Origin of the sequence: Microbacterium cremeum, assembly GCF_015277855.1 — a bacterium.
Lineage (GTDB): Bacteria > Actinomycetota > Actinomycetes > Actinomycetales > Microbacteriaceae > Microbacterium > Microbacterium cremeum.
The window spans coordinates 3,469,406-3,488,944 of sequence record NZ_CP063812.1 but is presented as its reverse complement, the minus strand read 5'-3'; the positions used below and the strand labels follow the sequence as shown (position 1 = coordinate 3,488,944).

Genomic DNA, 19,539 nt, shown 5'->3' with positions numbered 1-19,539 from the left:
GCTGACCACGGCCTTCGCGCGCTCGGCGCTCGGCACTCGGCACTCGGCGTCCGGCGTTCGTGTGACGCAACACGCGCGTCGCGCGGTCGGCGTGGGGTGTTCGTGTGGCGCGACACGCGGAATCGGCTTGCGCATTCCGCGTGTTGTGGCACTTGGGGTGGGTGCTCGCGGTCGGTCGCGCTGGCCCCGGACCTTCGTGTGGCGCGACACGCGGAACCGGTTTGCGCATTCCGCGTGTTGTGCCACTTGCGGTGGGTGCTCGCGGTGGGTTGCGCTGACGGCTGGGGTTCGTGTGGCGCGACACGCGGCATCGGTTCGCGCATTCCGCGTGTTGTGACACCCGAATCGGCGACACCCGCAGCGCGGCCACCCGCAGCGCGGCCGCCCGCAGCGCGGCCACCCGCAGCGCGGCCACCCCGAGACGGGGCCACACCCGAAGCCCCGCGGCCCCCGGGATGTCAGGAGCCGCGGCGGATGAGGTCGGCGGCGACCTCGCCGATCACGATCGCCGGAGCGTTCGTGTGCCCGCGGATGATGGTGGGCATGACGGATGCGTCGGCCACACGCAGACCCGTGACCCCGCGCACGTGCAGCGACGGGTCGACGACGGCCGCGTCATCCGTGCCCATCCGTGCGGTGCCGACCGGGTGGTAGAGGGTGTGCGAGTAGCGGCGGAGTGACAGCTCGGCGCGCTCGGCGGGTGTCAGGCGCTCGCCGTGCTCGGGCTGGATCCAGGCGCCCGTGGTCACTGCGCGCAGCGCGTCGGTGTCGATGAGACGCTCGCATTCGGCGAGTCCCGCGATCATCGTCTCGGCGTCGATGCCGTCGGGGTCCGACAGGTACGCCGGGTCGATGAGCGGCTTCGCGTGCGGGTCGACCGACGCCAGCCGGATCGTGCCGCGGCTGCGCGGCCGCAGCAGGATGGCCCCGACGGTGAGCCCCTCGCCCGGCAGCGGCACCAGCCCTTCGCCGACGTACGGCGCCGGGGCGAAGATGATCTCGATGTCGGGGAGCCCTGCGGGCACTCCGGCCCGGTCCGCGACCTCGGTGCGCACGAACCCGTACGCCTCGGCGACGTTGGAGGTCAGCATCCCCCGCCGCCCGGCGAGGTAGCGGGCCAGCTCGCGGCGGCTCTCGGCGGTGAACAGCGTGCCGCCCTTCGCGGCAGGCGCGAGCCCGGCGACGAGGTGGTCCTGGAGGTTGGAGCCCACGCCACGTGAGTCGACGACGACACGGATGCCGTGCCCGGCGAGATGCTCGGACGGCCCGATGCCGCTCAGCATGAGCAGCTGCGGCGTGTTGATCGCGCCGCCGCACAGGACCACCTCGCGGCGCGCGCGGACGTGCCGCGCGATGCCCCGGATGTCGACGTACACGCCCGTCGTGCGCGCCCTGGTGGCATCGCCGGCCGGCGCATCCGCGAACGTCACCCGCCTCACGTGGGCTCCGGTCAGCACGCGCAAGTTGCCGCGGCGCCGCGCCGGGCGCAGGTACGCATCGGCCGTAGACGCACGGGCGCCGCGTCGCTGCGTCACCATGGTCTGCGAGAACCCCTGGCCCTCCGGCAGATTCGCGGGAGTGACGGGATGCCCCGCCTCGGCCGCCGCCCGCAGGAACGCGGCCGTGTGCGGCCGGGGATCGCGCTGCGGCTCGATCGGCTGCGCGCCGTCCGCGCCCTGCGTCTCGTCGGCGGCGTCGGCGGTGCGCTCGACGCGGCGGAAGCGGGGGAGCAGCGACTCCCACGACCACGCCTCGCCGGCAGCCGTCGCCCACTCGTCGTAGTCCGCCGCGAATCCGCGGACCCACATCATCGCGTTCAGCGACGACGACCCGCCGAGCGTCCTGCCGCGGGGCCAGTACACCGTCCGGCCCTCGAGCTGCGGCTGCGGCACGGTGTCGTAGTCCCAGTCGTAGGAGCTGCGGAAGAGTTTCTTGAACGCCGCAGGCACGTGCAGCTCGAGGGCCCGATCGGGGCCGCCTGCCTCGAGCAGCAGCACCGAGACGCCGGGATCCTCGGTGAGCCGCGCGGCCAGCGCCGACCCGGCGGAGCCCGCGCCCACCACGACGTAGTCGGCCTCGAGCCCATCGGCGCCGAAGGGCCGCGCGGTCCTCATGCCCTGAAGGCGTGGACGAAGGTGACCATGAGCTTCGCGAAGTCGCCGTCCATGCGGAACCGCGTGAAGCCCTCGCTCACGGCCGCGCCGGTGCGGGACGTGACGAACCACGGCGGCTTCGGCAGCACCGAGAACGACCGGCCCTTGGAGGCTCCGAGCGACCGCGGTGCGAGGGCCCGCGGGAAGGGCCGGAACGGACCGCGGGTGACCGACCGCTCGACGCCGTCGAGCAGCAGCGCGTTGTGGACGAACCCGATGCCGCTCTCGATGTTCTGCGGCGTCGCCCCGGGGAACCCGCCCCACGTGAGCGTGGGCGTGAGGAAGCCGAAGGCCGTCCACGAGTTGATCGACACGGTGCCGTAGCGCAGGTCGGCCACCGCGAGCTCGAAGCCGTCGCCGAGCGCCGCCTGCGTCTCGGGGTCGATGAGCACGTTGACCCCGAGGGTGCCGACGAGCGCCTCGTTCGCGTGCGCGACAGCGGTGTCGAGGAACTCCTGGCCGGTCCCCGGCAGCGAGACCACCCCCAGCACGGGGGAGAAGTACTCCGTCGTCTCGAGCGCGGTCGCGTCGTCGTCCGGGCCGATCTCGATGAGCGCGCGCGTGCCGTCCGCGCACCACGCCGCGTTCGGATAGTGGGATGCCGCGGCCCCGAGACTCGCGTCGCTCCGGGGGTACCACGCCGAGCGCCGCGGCGCGGCCTCGTACGCCGCACGCAGCGCGCGCAGGAACGCGGCGCGCTGCGGCCAGTCTGCGCTCACGATCACGATCTGCGCCGCGATGCAGTTGTGCCCCGCGTTGTAGAGCCGCATCGTCGCGACGTGCTCGGCCTGGAACGCGAGGTCGGCCTCGCTCCATTCGCCCGGGACGATGATGATCGGCGAGACCCCGCCGAGCTCGGCCGAGATCGGCTTCTTCAGCTGCGGCCGGTTCTCGCGCCTGCGTCGCGCCGCCGTCTTGCCGGACCCCCACACGATCGCGTCGAACGTGGCCGCGGCACCGGTGATGTGCACGTGCGCGATGCCGCGGTGCCGGGTGAGGTAGGCGCCGACGTCGCCGTCGCCGCGCACGATCCGCAGGAACCCGGGCTCGATGAGCGGCGCCAGCGCGCGCTCGAACACGGGCACGAGGGCGTCCTGCGTCGGGTTCACCTTGAGGAGGGCTACGCGGTTGTGGGCGAGCAGCTCGTACAGCACGTCGAGCACGGGGATGGCGGTGACGTTGCCGGCGCCGAGCACGAGGCCGACCCCGCCCGGCGTGGTCGGGGTGAGCTGTGCGAGGCCGGCGCGGCGCCGCGCGTCCTCGGCGGTCACCCCGGGCTCGAACCACACTTCGCCGGTGTAGCCCGACAGCAGCATGCCGTCCACGGCCGTCGTCGGGAAGACGTGTGCGCGCACGCGACCGCCGGGCGCGGCATCCGTCGTCACGTCGTCGAGCGGACTGCCGCCACGGGCGAGCACGCGCAGGGTGCTCGCGTACGCGTCCACCGCCACGATGGCGGCGTACGGACCCGACAGCCACTCCTCGCCGCGCAGGGGATGCCCCGGCGCGAGGTCCTTCGAGGTGGCGGCCGTGTCGACCCACTCCTCCGCCGCGGCCGAGATCGAGTCGTGCAGCCGCGTCATGAGTCGCGCGCGCTGGTCAAGGGTGAGGGCCGACCACACCCGCGCGCCCTCGTCGAGCCGGGCGATGCAGGCGTCGAGGTGGTCACGCACCTCGTCTGCGAGGGCCGGGTCGTCGGCGCGCGGTCGGGACTGTGCGGGGGCGGCGTTCGGCACGGGCGCTCTCCTTCGGGCGGGAGCCCCAGTCTACGTCCGCGGACTCGGTGTCATCCGTCGTGCGACCGGATCCCGTCCGCCGGGAGGTCGACGTCGCGCCGACGCAGCGGGTACCGGGCGAGCGTCGCCAGGCTGAGCGCGATCAGGGCGGCCGGGACGACGCTGAAGCTCACGACGATGCCCGTGACCGCGGCATCCGGCTGCGTCACGACCTGCCCCGCGACCGACGAGACGTATCCGGTCAGCGCCAGGATGATCGACAGCGCCGTCGCGCCGAGCGCGAATCCGACGGTCTCGCCGGCGGTCCACACGCCGCTGAAGGCTCCGGCACTGCCGGGGCCCGAGGTGCGCTCGTCGTGCGAGATGACATCCGGCAGCATCGCCATCGGCAGCGACTGCATGCCCGCGTACGCGATGCCGGCGACGCCCACCGGCACATAGATCCAGTCGCCGGGCGCCCACAGCACGCCGAGGATCGACAGCGCCGCGACGGCGAACACCGTGCTCGCGATCCGGAACGCCCGCTCCTTGCCGAGGCGTCGGGCCACCACACCCCACGCGGGGGCGGCCAGCAGCGCCGGCGCGATGAGCGCCACGAACAGCAGTTCGACGGCCGCCTCGGAGTGGAGCACCCACGTGGCGACGTACTGCGCGCCCGCCAGCATGAGCCCGGTGGCCAGGGCCTGCAGCACGAACGTGCCCAGCAGCGCCCGGAACGGCGCGCTGCGCCGCAGCGCCCGCACGCCCGCCGCGTAGTGCTCGCGGATGCCGGGCCCGCGCCCGCGCTCGCCCCCTCGCCCTCGCTCCGCCCGCTCCGCCCGCTCCGCCCGCTCGGCCCGGCCCTCGGCCTCGGCCCCTGCCCGGGCCTCGGCCCCGGCCGGGCCCCGGCCCGGCCCTCTTCCCGCGAGAGTGCAGCTGACGGACGAGGGACAGGGAAGCTGCCTACCTCTCGGCGACCAGCTGCACTCTCGCGGGAGGAGGGAGGGGTCACGGCAGGGAGCTGGGCGGCCGCGCGCCGCGCGACGGTCGTGGCGACGAGCATGCCGAGGCCGATCGCGACGCCGGCGACGACCCCCATGACGAGGTAGCCGGCGACCGGATCGTCGGCGACGCGGCGGAGCGCCGGACCGCCCGCGCCGAACAGCAGGATCGCGAGCGTCAGCACGACGACGCGCCACGTCAGCAGCCGCGTGCGTTCGTCGTACCGCGGCGTGAGCTCGGCGGGCAGCGCGATGTACGGCACCTGGAAGAGGCTGAACGCCGTCGCGGTCAGCGTGAACGCGATGAGCACCCAGATCGCCCCGACGACCGGTCCGAGCGCCGGGGGCACGGCGAACGTCAACGCGAACAGCACCGGCAGCGCGCATGCCCCGATCAGCATGAGCCGGCGCCTGCTGCCGTGCCGGGCCAGGTCGCGATCGGTCAGAGCGCCGATCACCGGGTCGATCACGACATCCCACACCTTCGCGATCGTGATGACCGCGCCCGCCGCGAGCGCCGCGACACCCAGGGAGTCGGTGAGGTAGTAGGCCAGCACCAGCCCGGGCAGCGTCGCGAAGCCGCCCGTGCCGAGAGAGCCGGTCGCGTAGCGCGCGATCGTGCCGCGGCCGAGACGGGACGACGGGATGCCGGTGGCTTCGGGTGCCGCGGGAGCCTCGTTGCTCATCGCGCCAGTGTAGGTCAGAGCGCGCGCTCACCCCGGGGCGTTTCGTCTCGCTCCTTCGTCGCTCGCTCAACGACCGGGGGTTGAGGACGCGCTCACCCCGGGGCGTTTCGTCTCGCTCCTTCGTCGCTCGCTCGACGACCGGAGCTGCCCGCGGGTCAGGACTCCGCGCGCACGGCGGCCTCGACGGCGCGGAGGCCCGCGAGCGTCTCGGTGAACGATGTCGACAGCGGCGACAGGCCGATCCGCAGACCACCGGGGTCGCGGTAGTCGGGGATGACGTCCTGCTGCCACAGCCGCGCGGTGACCGCGCGCATCGCCGGGTGCGACAGCGTCACGTGGCCGCCGCGCTCGGCGGGGTCGCGGGGCGACGCGACGGTCACCCCGAGCGGGGCCAGCAGGTCGTCGGCGACGCGCACCGTGAACTCGGTGAGGGCGAGGGACTTCGAACGGATGCCGTCGATCCCGGCTCGCTCGAGAAGCTCGAGGGTGTCCTGCATCGCGAGCATGCCGACGATCGGCGGCGTGCCCGAGAGGAACCGGCGCATCCCGGCCGCAGGCCGGTACTCCGGGCCCATCGCGAAGACATCGGCCGCGCCCATCCATCCCTGGATCGGCTGGGCCAGGCGGTCCTGCAGCCCGGCGGCCACATACGCGAAGGCGGGCGACCCGGGCCCGCCGTTGAGGTACTTGTAGGTGCAGCCGACGGCGAGGTCGAACTCCCACGCATCGGCCTGCACGGGCACGGAGCCGGCCGAGTGGCACAGGTCCCACACGATGAGCGCGCCGGCGTCGTGGGCCACACGGGTGAGGGCGGCGGCATCCGCGAGATATCCGGAGCGGTATGCGACGTGCGACAGCAACACCACCGCGGTGGCCGGGCCGACCGCGGCGCGCAGCGCATCGGCGGTGACACCCGCGGTGACGTCGACTGGGCTCACGCGCCCCGAGGCTCCGCGCGACGCGCCAGCGGCGTGTGGAGTGGGCGTGGGGACGATCCATCGCACGCGCCCGCCGCGCTCGGCGGCGATCCCCTCGACGACGTAGCGGTCGGTCGGGAAGTTGTCGCGGTCGACCACGATCTCGACGCGCGCCGGATCGGCCGCCTGCGCCGCGTCGAGGGCCGCGCGCACGAGCTTGTAGAGCAGCACCGTCGTCGAGTCGCCGACGACCGTCTGGCCCGGCGCCGCGCCGATGGCCACGCGGCCGATGGTGTCGCCGATCTCGAACGGCAGCTGCATCCACGACTCGTCCCAGCCGCGGATGAGCCGCCCTCCCCACTCGTCGCGCGCGAAGGCGGCGAGCCGTTCCACGCTCGCGCGCGGCGGGCGTCCGAGCGAGTTGCCGTCGAAGTACACCAGCGACGTCTCGGATCCGACGAACGCGTCGCGGAACGCGCGCAGCGGGTCGGCCTCGTCGAGGGCGGATGCCTCGGCCTCGAGTGCAGCCGTCACGGCCGGGTCAGTGTTCGTCATGGATGAGCTCCTCCGTCGGCACGACCGTGGCGCCGGCCAGCCACCGCGCGATGTCGTCGAGCGTCTCGGGGGGCGTCCCGGGGACGAACGTGCTGACGCCGGGCGGCGGCGCGTCGAGCGGCCACGGGTCGGACATCGCCGCGATCAGCGCGGCGCCGGTGACGCCGGCCCGGCCGAGCGCCTCGATCTCGTCCGCGTTGACGCCGACCGGCAGCTCGCCGTTGCCGAGGTCGGTGCCGTAGAGCACGCGCCCGCCCGCCGCGGCGAAGCCCGCGAGGTTCAGGCGCGCGTTCTCTGCCGCCTCGGGATCGTCGCGGTGGATCGCGAGCGTCGAGATCCACACCTGCCCGGCAGCCACGGCGTGCGCGACGAGCTTGCGTCCGACGAGTTCGGTGAACGGCGTGTGCGCGAGCGCCGCGGCTCCGGCGTCGAGGGCGAGCTGCGGCATCCCTTCGCCCTCCGTGTGCGCCACCACCGGAAGCCCCCGCGAGCGCGCCGTCGCGGCGATGACCGCGAGCGTCTCGGCGTCGAGCACGGGCCCGGCGACGCTGTTGAGGACGACTTTGACGACGGATGCCCCGAACGACGCCTGCTCGTCGACCGCGGTCGCCGCGCCACCGGCGGCGCCGGCGTGTTGCGAGGCGCTGCTGATCTCGCGCACGATCCCGTCGGGCGCCCAGGATCGCCCGACCGGATAACCGCCCGCTGCGGTGAGGAAGGCGCCGGCATATGTCACGAGAGGAATGCCGCGTCTTGCTCGGCGCGCGAGCGTGAGCGGGTCGCCGCCGAGGTCTACGACGCCGGCGATGCCGTGCGCGGCCAGCCCGCTCTCGTCGATGAGGTGCAGGTGCACGTGGTGGTCGATGAACGGCGGGAGCGACACCCCGTGCTCGCCGGTGATGGCGCGACGGCACAGCCCCGCGTCGTCGCCGAGGAGGGCGCGCAGCCGGAACGGGTCGGCCATCACAGCTCGGTCCGTACGGCGTACAGCTCGGGGAAGAACGTCAGCTCGAGCGCGCGTCGCAGGAACGGCACGCCGCTGGATCCGCCGGTGCCGGTCTTCAGCCCGATGATGCGCTCGACCGTCTTGAGGTGGCGGAAGCGCCACAGCTGGAAGTTGTCCTCGAGGTCGACCAGTTCCTCGCACGTCTCGTAGGCGGCCCAGTGGGTCTGCGGGTCGGCGTAGATCTCGACGAGCACCGGCACGAGCTCGGGGGTGTACGTCCAGGCGGCGGTGACGTCGCGCTCGAGCACCGAGGCGGGGACCGGATAGCCCGACCGGGCGAGCATGCGCAGGAACTCGTCGTACAGGCTCGGGGCCTCCAGCGCGGTCCGCAGCATCTCGTGCGAGGCCGGATCGGCCTCGAACACCCGCAGCATGGCGGCGTTCTTGTTGCCGAGCGTGAACTCCACCGCGCGGTACTGCGGGGACTGGAACCCGCTCGCGTTGCCGAGGACGCCCCGGAACTGCGCGTACTCGGCGGGCGTCAGGGTCGCCAGCACCGACCACTGCTCGGTCAGCGTCTTCTGGATGTGCTTGACGCGCGCGATGCACTTGAGCGCGGGCGCGAGCTGGTCCTCGCGCAGCAGCCGGCACGCGGCCGCCAGCTCGTGCAGCACGAGCTTGAGCCACAGCTCGGTGGTCTGGTGTTGCACGATGAACAGCAGCTCGTCGTGGTGCTCTGGGTCGCTCAGCGGCCGCTGCGCCGACAGCAGGGTCTCGAGGTCGAGGTAGCCGCCGTAGCTCATGCGGTCCTCGAAGTCGGTCACGACCGTGCCCTCGATCGCCCGGGTATTGCGTTCGACGCCCTCACTCACGGCCTCAGCCTAACGACGACGGATGCCGCGGCGTCAGGGTCTGCCCGAGGTCCGGGGCGTTTCGCCTCTGCGTTTCGTCTCTGCGTTTCGTCTCGCTTCGCTCGCTCGACGACCGGTCGCTCGCTCAACGACCGGTCGCTCGCTCGACGACCGGTCGGAACCACCCGGTCGTTGAGCGAGCGAGGAACGAGCGAGACGAAACGCGTCAGATGAGCGACAGCTCGCGCAGCTTGGCTTCGACGGCGGCGTTCGACGGCTCGACGTGGTGCGAGGCGTCCGGGTACACGACGACGGGGATGTTCGTGCGACCCGAGATGTCGCGCGCGACATCGGCCGCCGCCGGATCGGCGACGAGGTCGACGTACGTGTACGAGACGCCGAGCTGGTCGAGCTGTCGCTTGGTACGGATGCAGTCACGGCACCAATCGGCGCCGAACATCGTGATCGTGCTGGGGGAGGTCACCGTTCCATTCTCACCCGGGAATCCTGGATGGGCGCCGTACGGCCATGCGTGCGAGGATGGGCCGCGATGCAGCTGTCGATCATCGTCCCGACCTACAACGAGGCTCCCAATGTCGCGGAGCTGGTGAGGCGTGTCGCCGCGGCCGCGGACGGCATCGACGCCGAGATCGTGTTCGTCGACGACAGCACGGATGCCACGCCCGACGTCGTGCGCGAGGTCGCGGCATCCGCCCCGCTGCCGGTGCGCGTGATCCACCGCGATCGACCCAGCGGGGGGCTCGGTGGAGCGGTGCTCGAGGGGTTCGCGGCGGCCGCCGCCGATGCGTGCCTGGTCATCGACGGCGATCTGCAGCATCCTCCCGAGAAGATCCCCGAGCTGTGGCAGCGCTTCTCGCGCGGCGACGTCGATGTCGTGATCGCGTCGCGGTACGCGGGCGGGGGCACCGCCCACGGTCTCGCCGACCGCACGCGGGTGATGGTCTCGAAGGTCGCGACGGCGCTCACGCGGGCGATGTTCCCCATCCGGCTGAAGGACGTCACCGACCCGATGACCGGGTACTTCCTCATCGACCGCCGCAGCGTCGATCAGGCGCTCCTCAAGCCGCGCGGCTTCAAGATCCTGCTCGAGATCCTCGCGCGGCGGCCGCTGCGTGTCGCCGAGGTGCCGTTCGACTTCGCCGATCGTCACGCGGGGGAGTCGAAGGCGTCGGTGCGACAGGGCGTGCACTTCCTGACGCAGCTGACGGGCCTGCGATTCGGCAAGATGTCGCTGTTCGCGGTCATCGGCGGACTGGGCGCGGTCGCCAACATCGCGATCGTGTGGGGGCTCACCCAGCTCGGCGTCGACTACATCGTCGCGGCGATCGTCGCGGCCGAGACGACGATCATCGGCAACTTCCTGCTGCAGGAGCGGTTCGTGTTCCACGACATGCGCGAGCATGCGTCGGGCGGCTGGCTGCGGTTCGCGAAGTCGTTCACGTTCAACAACGCCGAGGCGCTCATCCGCATCCCGATCATGGCGCTGATGGTCGAGACCTGGCATTTCTCGGCCGTCGTGGCCACGGCCATCACGCTCGTCGTGGCGTTCTTCGCGCGGTTCGTGTTCCACTCGCTCGTCGTGTACGCGCCCCGCAAGCCCGGCGCCGAGCCGAGCCGTGCCCGCCGCATCGTCGAAGAGATCGACGCGCAGGCGACGGCCCCCGGCGAGCTGTAGGAGCCCGAGCCAGCAGGGTGCCGCCCGGCGTCGCTGTGGCTGTCAGTCCACGAGCCGGATCGCGTCGCCGACCTCCACATACCGCTCGCCGGAGTCGGGGCACACCCAAACGTCGCCCTCCCGATCGAGAGGCTTGCCGGTGCGCCCGACCCAGCCGACGCGACGCGCCGGCGTCCCGACCATCAGGGCGTGGGCGGGGACGTTCTTCGTCACCACCGCGCCCGCCGCCACGAGCGCCCACGCACCGATCCTGACCGGGGCGATGCACACCGCTCGCGCCCCGATCGACGCGCCGTCCTCGACGGTCACCCCGACCGCGTGCCAGTCGTCGGCGCTCTTGAGCGTGAGATCGGGGTTGACAGCGCGCGGGAACTCGTCGTTCGTGAGCACCGCGGCCGGTCCGATGAAGACGCCGTCCCCAAGCAACGCCGGCTCGTAGACGAGTGCGTGATTCTGGATCTTGCACGCATCGCCCACAACGACGCCCGGGCCGACATAGGCTCCTCTGCCGACGATGCAGTCCGCCCCCAGAATTGCGTCCTCGCGAACCTGGGCGAGATGCCACACACGCGTGCCGTCACCCAGCTGGGCGCTGTCGGCCACATCGGCGGAGGCCTCGACGATCGCTGGGTCACCCATGGAGCTGCTTCCTGCTCGTTTCCGATTCTGGGTTCCATTGTGCGACGGATTGGGGTTAGAATGCGCGCGGGACCCTCCGCGGGCACTGGGGAATTATCGCTACGCGGATGTCATTCCAGCCGGTCACCCGAAGGCCGACGGAAGGGCAGCACCGACGAGGGCGTCGGGAATCAGGGACATCCATGGGGAACAACCAGCCTTCGGCGTCGGTTCAGCCCGACGCATCGCAATACCGGACGAAGCTCGGCTCTCTCGCGGCGCTCGTCGTCTTGATCGCTGCCCTGCTGCTGGCGTTCACGCCCGAGCCCCGTGCTCAGGCGGCGAGCCCGTGCGGTGCGACGATCAACCCGATTGCGTGCGAGAACCAGAGGCCCGGCGCGAACCCCTCCGAGTGGGACATCGACGGAGCCGGCGACCCCACGATCCAGGGCTTCGCGACCGACATCTCCGTGAACGCCGGGCAGCGGATCGACTTCAAGATCGACACGAATGCCACGTCCTACAGCATCAAGGTCTACCGCACCGGCTGGTATCAGGGTCTCGGCGCGCGCTTCGTCACGACGGTGCCGGTATCCGCCACGCTGCCGCAGAGGCAGCCCCAATGCGTCTCCGACGTGAGCACCGACCTGTACGACTGCGGCACCTGGCGTGTGTCGGCGTCGTGGGACGTGCCGGCCGATGCGGTATCGGGTGTCTACGTCGCGCTGCTCGAGCGTGCTGACAACGGCGGCGCGAGTCACATCATCTTCGTCGTCCGAAACGACAGCAGCACCTCCGATATCGTCTTCCAGACGTCCGACCCGACGTGGCACGCATACAACGTCTACGGCGGGGCGAGCTTCTACCAAGGCGGGTCGAACGGACGCGCGTACAAGCTGAGCTACAACCGTCCCTTCTCGACTCGGAACTGGCAGAAGGGCCGCGACTTCTACTTCAGCTCCGAGTACGCGACCGTTCGCTTCCTCGAACGCAACGGCTACGACACGACGTACATCGCGGGTGTCGACAGCGACCGGCGCGGCGCCGATCTCAAGAACCACAAGGTCTTCCTCTCTGTCGGGCACGACGAGTACTGGTCGGGTGCGCAGCGGGCGAACATCGAGGCGGCGCGGGACGCGGGCGTCAACCTGCAGTTCCTCACGGGCAACGAAGGATACTGGCGGACTCGCTACGAGCCCTCGATCGACGGCTCGCAGACGGCCTACCGCACGCTCGTCTCCTACAAGGAGACCTGGGCGAACAGCAAGATCGACCCCGCGCCGGAGTGGACCGGCACTTGGCGCGATCCGCGCTTCGCGAGTCAGTCGCAGGGCGGTCACAATCCAGAGAACGCGCTGACCGGGACGATGTACATGGTCAACGACATCGACCTTCCCATCACCGTCGCGAGCGATGAGGGCAAGCTCCGGATCTGGCGGAACACCGGCCTGAGCACGCTCGCGACGGGAACGCGGGCCCCGCTCGCGCCGCACACGGTGGGATACGAGTCGAACGAAGACCTCGACAACGGGTTCCGGCCCCCCGGGCTCATCCATCTGTCGACCACCACAGGCGCTGTGCCGCAGTACCTCGTCGACTACGGCAACACCGTGGTGCCCGGCAGCACCGTTCATCACACAACCCTGTATCGGGCGGCCAGCGGAGCCCTGGTGTTCTCAGCAGCGAGCATCCAATGGGGATGGGGCCTCGACCAGACGCACGACGGGAACGGCGCGGCGGCCGACCCTCGCATGCAGCAGGCGCAGGTCAACCTCCTCGCCGATATGGGCGCCCAGCCGGGTACGCTGACGCCGGGGCTGGTCGCCGCGGCCAAGAGCACCGACACGACGGCGCCGACCACGACGATCACCACGCCGTCGGCGGGGGAGACCATTCCGCACGGAACGAGCGTCACCATCACCGGAACGGCCTCGGATGTCGGCGGCAGAGTCGCCGGCGTCGAGGTCTCCACGGACGACGGACTCACGTGGCACGCTGCCACCGGCACCGCCCAGTGGAGCTACACCTACCTTCAGCAAGGCTCGGGTCTCGTGACGCTGCGAGCCCGAGCGATCGACGACAGCGCCAACTTCGCCGCCGGTGCGACACGTCAGGTGAACGTCACCGGACCGTTCTCGGCTTTCGGTGCGCTGACGCCGGCGGTCGCCTCCGCCGACGACAGTCAGCCAGTCGAACTCGGTCTTCGCTTCACACCGGAGGTCGACGGATTCGTCGCAGGCGTGAGGTTCTACAAGGGCCCGGCGAACACGGGCCAGCATGCCGGGGCGCTCTGGGACGCGACGGGAGCAAAGCTGGCTGGTGTCGTGTTCGGAACCGAGACGGCGACCGGTTGGCAGACCGCCGAGTTCACCACACCGGTGCAGGTGTACGCCGGGCAGGAGTACACCGTCTCGTACACGGCGCCCCGGGGCGGCTACTCGATGCAGGCGCGATTCTGGCCGTACACCCCGAAGACATCCCCGATCGCGGTGAGCGGCGCCGTCGGGACCGCTGCCGCAGGCGTGTACGGCGTCGCTGGTTCCCGCCCCACGAGTACGTGGAGAGAATCGAACTACTTCGCCGATGTCCTGTTCACGAAGTCCGACACCTCTCCGCTGCGCGTGCTCACGCGGACACCCGCCGCCGGAGTGTCGAGTGTGCCCCTCACGACCGACGTACGCGCGACCTTCACGCGGGCAGCCGATCCAGCGACGGTGTCGCTCACCGTCACCCCCGCCGGGGGGCAGGCGGTGGCGGGCACGACGACCTACGATGCGGGGACGCGGACGGCGGTCTTCACTCCGTCTCAGAGCCTGGCGCCGAAAACGACCTACTCCGTCGCGGTCACTGCCGCCGACATGAACGGCGTCGGCTTGGAGGCCGGGGCGGGCTGGAACTTCACTACGCAGGACATCGACCGACCCGTTGGCGAATGCCCCTGCTCGCTCTTCCCGGAGAGCCGAGTGCCCACGGTGCCGGCGGCGAACGACGGCGACAGCGTCACTCTCGGGGTGAAGTTCACGGTGTCGACGGCCGGCACGATCACCGCCGTCAGGTTCTACAAGGGATTCGGCAACGGCGGCACCCACGAGGGAGCGATCTGGAGCGCGAGCGGGGAGCGTCTGGCTTCGGCGACGTTCGCCGGCGAGTCCACGCAGGGGTGGCAGGCCGCGCAGCTGGATACGCCGCTTGCGGTCGAGCCCGGGGTCACCTACGTCGCGTCGTACACGGCGCCGCAGGGACACTACGCGGCGACGGCCGGCGCGTTCTCCGACGCGTACTCGCGAGGGCCGCTGGCGGTTCCCGCGTCGGGTGCCGTGTTCACCTACTCCGGGGGATTCCCGTCGTCTCCGTCGACGACCGACTACGGCGTCGACGTGGTCTTCGCGCTTCCCACCGATGCGCCCAGCGTGGTGAGTCGCACGCCCGCTGCGGACGCGATCGGCGTCCCTCAGGGCACGACGGTCTCGGCGACATTCGCCGAGACCGTGCAGTCCAACTTCTCGGGCTCGGTGGCGGCGGACGGCGTCGAGGTCGCCGGCACATGGAGCCGGGACGCTTCCCAGAAGACCCTCGCTTTCACACCTGCCGACGTGTTCACCGCCGGCGCGCATGTCGTGGTGACGCTCACCGGCGTCAGGAGCGCATCCGGCACCGTCGCCGCCCCGATCAGCTGGGCCTTCACCGTCGGCGGCGGCGCCGCTGCGATCAGTCTGTTCAGCACCGCTGTACCGGCGGCGGTCGACGCGGACACCGCGGCGGTCGAACTCGGGATGGCTTTCACTTCGACCGAGGCCGGACGGATCCGGGCGATCCGCTACTACAAGCCCGTCGGGACGACGGGGACCCACGTCGGGTCCCTGTGGGGGCCAGGTGGGCAGCGGCTCGCCCAGGTGACCTTCACTGCCGAGACGACATCCGGATGGCAGCGTGCGGTGCTGAGCACACCGGTCGCGATCGTCCCGGGCTCGGTGTACACCGTCTCGTACCATGCGCCCAGCGGCCGCTACGCCTACACGCCGCAGGGATTCGCAGCGCCGGTCACGAACGGTCCCCTGACGGCGCTCAGCCCGGACAACGGGCGCTACCGATACGGCGCGGGCGGCACGATGCCGACGTCGTCGTGGAACTCCTCCAACTACTTCGTCGACGTCGAGTTCCTCAGCGACGACGGACCATCCGTCGCGGTCGAGTCGGTGGTGCCCGCCAAGGACGCCGTCGACGTCGCGGTGACGACGAACGTCCAGGTGACGCTGACGGCGGATCCGGGCAGCCGATCCGTCGCGGTGACGCTCGTCGGACCGGGTGGCGCCATCGCGGGGACATCGACCTACGACGCCGCCGCACGCCGCGTCACCTTCGACCCGGCCGATCGCCTCGCGCACGCGACGACGTACTCCGTCTCGGTCACGTCCGACGGTGCCGCCGTCGACACCTGGTCGCTCACGACCGCCCCGGCGATCCAGTCGCTGTTCGGCACCGCATCCCCGCAAGGGGTCGTCACCGACGCAGATCCCATCGAAGTCGGAACGGTCTTCCGGGTCTCCGAACCGGGGTCGGTGACGGCGATCCGCTTCTTCAAGGCGACGGGATCGACCGGCATCCACCGGGGAACGCTCTGGAACGAAGAAGGCGAGGTCCTCGGGCAGGTGGACTTCGCGAACGAGACGGAATCGGGGTGGCAGCGGGCGCCGCTGCCATCCCCCGTCGCCGTCGAACCCGGCGTCACCTACATCGTCTCGTACTTCGCTCCCGCCGGCCGCTACGCCTACACGAGCGCATACTTCGCGCAGGAGCGCACGGCCGGGTTCATCACGGCCCCGGCGACGATCAATGGCCGCTACCTGTATACGGCGGCGGGCGGGCTGCCCACGCTGTCGTGGAACGCCACCGCGTACTTCGTCGACGCGGAGGTCGATTTCAGCGGGGGCCAGATGCCTCCTCCGTCTCCGGCCCTGACGAGCTTCGCTCCGCCGGCCGGTGCGACCGATGTCGATCCGGCGACAGCGGTCGTATCGGCGAACGTCTCCAACGCCACGACGGCAACGATCCAGGTGACTTCCGCCGGCGCGCCCGTCGCCGGCAGCTCGGCGTACGACAGCGCGACGGGCGCCGTCGTCTTCACGCCGACGGTTGCGCTGGAACGCGGGAAGACCTACACCGTCTCGGCCACGGCTGATGGGGCCCCCATTCCCGGAGGGACCTGGAGCTTCTCGACGCGCCCGGCCGTGAGCATCACCTCGACGTCCCCGGCCGCCGGGCAGACCGGCGTCGACCCCGCCGGTGCCACGGTGTCGGCGACGCTCGCCAACGCCGCCTCCGCGACCCTCGCCCTCACCACCGACGGCGCAGCCGTTCCGGGTGCCTCGAGCTTCTCCGCGTCCACCGGTGTGGTGACGTTCACCCCCTCCACGTCGCTCGCATGGGGCCGGACCTACACGGCGACGGTGACCGGCGACGGGGCTGTCGTAGGTTCGGGCTGGTCGTTCTCGACTCTGTCGAACGCGACGCTGTCGTCGATCACGCCCGCCGCCGGGGCGACGAACGTCGACCCGGCCACCGCGAAAGTCACCGCGACACTCGGGAGCGCCGTTTCGGCCGCGATCAGCGTCAAGCTGGGCACAGCGGCTGTCGAGGGGACGTCGAGCTTCGCCGCCGCGACCGGGGTCGTCACATTCACGCCGGCCGCGCCGCTGGACTGGACGAAGACGTACACCGCGACGGTCACGGCCAATGGAACCGCCGTGGCAGGCGGCACATGGTCCTTCACGACGATGGCCAAGCCGGACCAGGTGAGCCTTTTCACGACCGGCACACCGGCCAACGCGAACGCCAACGCAGTGCTGGCCTACCAGGTCGGGACCCGCTTCCGCACGAGTCTCCCGGGAGTCGTGACGACCATCCGCTTCTACAAGGGCAACCGGAACAAAGGGACGCACACCGGCTACCTGAGAAGCGCGAACGGCACGGTGCTGGCACAGGTCACCTTCCGGGACGAGACCGCGTCCGGATGGCAGACGGCGGTGCTGTCGTCGCCGGTGCGTCTGACCGTCGGCACCGAATACCGGGTGACGGTCCTCAATGCGTCGGGGCGTTACGCCGTCACCACCGGGGCGCTCGCCGCCTCCGTGTCGACGGGACCCTTGTCCACCCTCGCCAACGGCGGTGTCGCCGGCTACGGATCGGGCAACCCGACGGCGACGGACGGCAACAAGTACTGGGTCGACATCGTCTTCGATCCTGACAACTGAACACGCGAACTGATCAGGACAACGCTCGGGTGAACGAGCTGACGCTCCAGTGGGGGACAGGAGCGGAAGAGATTGGGGGTTCTCGAGATGGCGACGCGACTGACAGCGGCTGTGATCGGCGCGGGGTACTGGGGCCCCAACCTGGCGCGGAACTTCCGCGCGTCAGCGGAGTGGGACCTTGCCGGCATCTGCGATCTGGATGTCGCGCGTGCGCGGCGGGTGTCCGACAGCATCGGCGGCGTGGCTGTGACGGCCGACCTCGGGGACATCCTCGCCGATCCGACCATCGACGCGGTGGCCATCGCGACACCCGCGCACACACACCACCGGGTTGCGCTGGCTGCGCTGGACGCGGGCAAGCATGTCATCGTCGAGAAGCCGGTCGCCGACACGCGCGAGCGCGGCATCGAGATGGTCGATCGTGCGCGTCAGAACGCGCTCGTGCTCATGGCGGATCACACCTACTGCTATACGCCGGCTGTGCTGAAGATCCGGGAGCTCATCGACGAGGAAACGCTGGGCCAGATCCTCTTCGTCGACAGTGTGCGCATCAATCTCGGGCTCATACAGCCCGACGTGGACGTGTTCTGGGATCTCGCTCCTCACGATCTTTCGATCATGGACTTCGTCCTTCCCGGCGGACTCGATGTCACCTCTGTCGCCGCGCACGGTTCCGACCCGCTCGACACGGGCAAGGCCTGCATCGGGTACCTCGCCATGCCTCTCGACAGAGGCGGCATCGCCCACGTTCACGTCAACTGGCTGAGCCCGACCAAGATCCGCCAGATGGTCATCGGCGGCACCAAGCGGACGCTGGTGTGGGACGACCTGAATCCGCAGCAGCGCGTCAGCGTCTATGACCGCGGTGTCGACCTGGCGCTGCAGTCCAAGGAGACCGCCGACAGCCGCGCGGCGAACATCTCGTATCGGCTCGGAGACACGTGGGCGCCGGCGCTGCCGGAACGCGAAGCGCTCGCCGCGGTCGTCGCCGAGTTCGCCGCCGCCATCCGCGAGGGGCGGCCGGCGCGCACGAGCGGCGACGCCGGCCTTCGCGTCCTGTCGGTGCTCGAAGCAGCGTCGGCCAGCGTCCGCGCGTTCGGGGCCCCCCGTCCTGTCGAGACCCTCGTCCCGGAGGTCCAGGGAGCATGACCGACCTCGAAGGCACCCGCGTCCTCGTCACCGGCGGGGCGGGCACGATCGGATCCACCCTCGTCGACCAGCTCCTCGCCGCCGGAGTCGCCCACATCGACGTGGTCGACAACCTCGTGCGCGGACGACGCGCCAATCTCGACGATGCACTGGCCACCGGTCGGGTCGAGCTGGTCGTGGGCGACATCCGCGACGCGCGACTGCTCGACGACGTGACCGCCGAGAAGGACCTCGTGTTCCACCAGGCCGCGATCCGCATCACCCAGTGCGCCGAGCAGCCGCGTCTCGCACTGGAAGTGCTGGTCGACGGCACCTTCAACGTGGTCGAAGCCGCTGCGAGACATCGTGTGAAGAAGCTCATCGCCGCATCGAGCGCATCGGTGTACGGAATGGCGGAGGAGTTCCCGACGACCGAGCGGCATCATCACGAGAACGACGACACGTTGTACGGCGCGGCGAAGACCTTCAACGAGGGGCTCATCCGGAGCTTCCGCGCCATGCGGGGCATGGACTACGTGCTCCTGCGCTACTTCAACGTCTATGGCCCGCGCATGGACGTGCACGGTTTGTACACCGAAGTGCTGGTGCGGTGGATGGAGCGCATCGCCGACGGCAGACCGCCGCTGATCTTCGGCGACGGCACCCAGACGATGGACTTCGTGTGCGTGCCCGACATCGCCCGGGCGAACGTGCTGGCTGCGCGCAGCGATGTCGTCGAGGGCACGTACAACATCGCCAGCGGCGTCGAGACCAGCCTTCTCGAGCTGGCCGAGCGGCTGCTGCGCGCGATGGGGTCCGACCTCGGGGTCGAGCATGGTCCCGAGCGAGCGGTGAATGGTGTGGCCCGCCGGCTCGCCGACACCTCGGCGGCCAGGCGAGACCTCGGGTTCGAGGCGACGATCGGCATCGACGAAGGGCTCCGGCAGCTCGTCGAGTGGTGGCGGCCGCTGCGCGACGAAGTGGCCGCAGGCCGGGCGGTGACGGAGCGGTGAGCGAGCGCC

At 70.9% G+C, this 19,539-nt stretch carries 12 protein-coding genes and 1 pseudogene; 4 read left to right on the top strand and 9 right to left on the bottom strand.

Annotated features, from left to right (window positions below; translation table 11 throughout):
- Window positions 1–458: 458 nt before the first annotated feature.
- The 8 genes and pseudogenes from IM778_RS15610 to IM778_RS15575 all read right to left on the bottom strand — a co-directional run bounded on the left by IM778_RS15610 (window position 459) and on the right by IM778_RS15575 (window position 9,308).
- Window positions 459–2,114: a GMC family oxidoreductase gene (locus IM778_RS15610; RefSeq protein WP_194409729.1), complete on the bottom strand. Its 1,656-nt coding sequence runs from the start codon at window positions 2,112–2,114 to the stop codon at window positions 459–461.
- Window positions 2,111–3,889: an aldehyde dehydrogenase family protein gene (locus IM778_RS15605; RefSeq protein ID WP_194409728.1), complete on the bottom strand. Its 1,779-nt coding sequence runs from the start codon at window positions 3,887–3,889 to the stop codon at window positions 2,111–2,113. Before IM778_RS15605 ends, IM778_RS15610 begins: the two co-directional genes overlap by 4 nt.
- Before the next feature lie 50 nt (window positions 3,890–3,939).
- Window positions 3,940–4,632: an MFS transporter gene (locus IM778_RS15600; RefSeq protein ID WP_337905414.1), complete on the bottom strand. Its 693-nt coding sequence runs from the start codon at window positions 4,630–4,632 to the stop codon at window positions 3,940–3,942.
- Between the two features lie 308 nt (window positions 4,633–4,940).
- Window positions 4,941–5,555, bottom strand: a pseudogene (locus tag IM778_RS15595) (MFS transporter); the annotation flags it as partial.
- Between the two features lie 155 nt (window positions 5,556–5,710).
- On the bottom strand, window positions 5,711–7,027 hold the full coding sequence (locus tag IM778_RS15590) for a kynureninase (protein ID WP_194409727.1): 1,317 nt from the start codon (window positions 7,025–7,027) through the stop codon (window positions 5,711–5,713).
- Complete coding sequence (locus IM778_RS15585; RefSeq protein ID WP_194409726.1) at window positions 7,014–7,991, bottom strand: amidohydrolase family protein; 978 nt, start codon at window positions 7,989–7,991, stop codon at window positions 7,014–7,016. The genes IM778_RS15590 and IM778_RS15585 overlap by 14 nt, the downstream gene beginning before the upstream one ends.
- Window positions 7,991–8,845 carry a tryptophan 2,3-dioxygenase gene (gene kynA, locus IM778_RS15580; protein WP_194409725.1) on the bottom strand — a complete coding sequence of 285 codons (855 nt, stop codon included), beginning with the start codon at window positions 8,843–8,845 and terminating at the stop codon, window positions 7,991–7,993. The genes IM778_RS15585 and kynA overlap by 1 nt, the downstream gene beginning before the upstream one ends.
- A 205-nt stretch (window positions 8,846–9,050) precedes the next feature.
- On the bottom strand, window positions 9,051–9,308 hold the full coding sequence (locus IM778_RS15575) for a glutaredoxin domain-containing protein (protein ID WP_194409724.1): 258 nt from the start codon (window positions 9,306–9,308) through the stop codon (window positions 9,051–9,053).
- A gap of 66 nt (window positions 9,309–9,374) precedes the next feature.
- Here IM778_RS15575 and IM778_RS15570 point away from each other — a divergent pair, with 66 nt between their 5' ends.
- Window positions 9,375–10,520, top strand: coding sequence for a glycosyltransferase (locus tag IM778_RS15570; protein ID WP_194409723.1), 1,146 nt, complete (start codon window positions 9,375–9,377; stop codon window positions 10,518–10,520).
- A 42-nt stretch (window positions 10,521–10,562) separates the two neighbouring features.
- Here IM778_RS15570 and IM778_RS15565 read toward each other — a convergent pair whose 3' ends face one another.
- Window positions 10,563–11,159, bottom strand: coding sequence for an acyltransferase (locus IM778_RS15565; RefSeq protein ID WP_194409722.1), 597 nt, complete (start codon window positions 11,157–11,159; stop codon window positions 10,563–10,565).
- Between the two features lie 182 nt (window positions 11,160–11,341).
- Between IM778_RS15565 and IM778_RS15560 the strand changes: the two genes are divergently transcribed.
- The 3 genes from IM778_RS15560 to IM778_RS15550 all read left to right on the top strand — a co-directional run bounded on the left by IM778_RS15560 (window position 11,342) and on the right by IM778_RS15550 (window position 19,530).
- Window positions 11,342–17,389, top strand: coding sequence for a DUF4082 domain-containing protein (locus IM778_RS15560; protein ID WP_194409721.1), 6,048 nt, complete (start codon window positions 11,342–11,344; stop codon window positions 17,387–17,389).
- Window positions 17,390–17,476: 87 nt separating this feature from the next.
- Window positions 17,477–18,538 (top strand): Gfo/Idh/MocA family protein, encoded by a 1,062-nt coding sequence (locus tag IM778_RS15555; RefSeq protein ID WP_194409720.1) that lies wholly within the window; start codon window positions 17,477–17,479, stop codon window positions 18,536–18,538.
- Window positions 18,535–19,530, top strand: coding sequence for an NAD-dependent epimerase/dehydratase family protein (locus IM778_RS15550; protein ID WP_194409719.1), 996 nt, complete (start codon window positions 18,535–18,537; stop codon window positions 19,528–19,530). The genes IM778_RS15555 and IM778_RS15550 overlap by 4 nt, the downstream gene beginning before the upstream one ends.
- Window positions 19,531–19,539: the final 9 nt, after the last annotated feature.